This window comes from Oleiphilus sp. HI0061 (assembly GCF_001635675.1).
Map to the genome: position 1 here is coordinate 1 of NZ_LWFE01000156.1, position 859 is coordinate 859.

Consider the following 859-nt stretch of genomic DNA (forward strand, 5'->3'; position numbering starts at 1 on the left):
GAGCCGAGAATAGATAGAGATGAAGACGGTGTGCCGCAGCGAGTATGGGTGTCTGCTTATACGGGCGCTGGTGTAGATCTGCTTAATCAAGCGATTATTGAAATTCTTGGTGATGAAATAGTTCATCAGAAAATTAAGCTTGACCCTTCTAAAGGCGGAAAACTAAGAGCCTTGTTTTATGCTGCATCGGTCGTGCAGGATGAAAGCTATGATGAAGAAGGCGGGCTAGTTCTAGAAATTCGCTTACAGCGCCTCGATTACGAAAGACTGCTTCGCCAAGCTGAAGTTAATGAATCTGATTTAGATATCACTAACTTGTAATCACAAGCTATCCAGCCCGATAAAAGGCACTAAAATGTCACGCATTTGACTGAAAGCGTACAACCAAATGTGCATCAAGTCAGAAAATTACATTTCTCAAAAAAACTTACACTAAGTTATGTAAGTACTTCTGTTAAAAATAAAAAGCTGTGCTATGTTTTATAGATAGCGAACTTCTTTTCTAGGAATTCATCGTAAGATATTGATATTTTAGGCATTGCCAAATTGAGGATAAGATATGTTTCTTAATAAATCAGTGGTTTCATCGCTGAGCATGGCGCTTTTGCTAAGTGCATGTAGCGGAAGTGACGGTTTTGGTGTGGGTAATGGTAACCCAGATGATTCAAGTGGTACTGAAACTACTGAAACCGATTCCGGGACGGATACATCACCGACTGCTGACGTGGACGAGAGGTTAGGTTCTGGTTCAGGTAATAGTTTTGATGCTGGTGCAATGGTAACCGGTTTGGCTGACGGTGAGGTGCTTTCTTACGGTGCTAGTACGACGATATCTGTCAATGTAGTTAATGCAGGTAGG

The 859-nt window shown here is 41.6% G+C and carries 1 protein-coding gene and 1 pseudogene; both read left to right on the plus strand.

Features of this window, described 5'->3' with window-relative positions; translation table 11 throughout:
• Positions 1–321 (plus strand): annotated as a pseudogene (locus A3735_RS30105) (GTPase HflX); the annotation flags it as partial.
• Between the two features lie 238 nt (positions 322–559).
• Positions 560–859 (plus strand): hypothetical protein (locus A3735_RS01855; protein WP_197485595.1); only part of this gene is annotated, 300 nt, incomplete at its 3' end.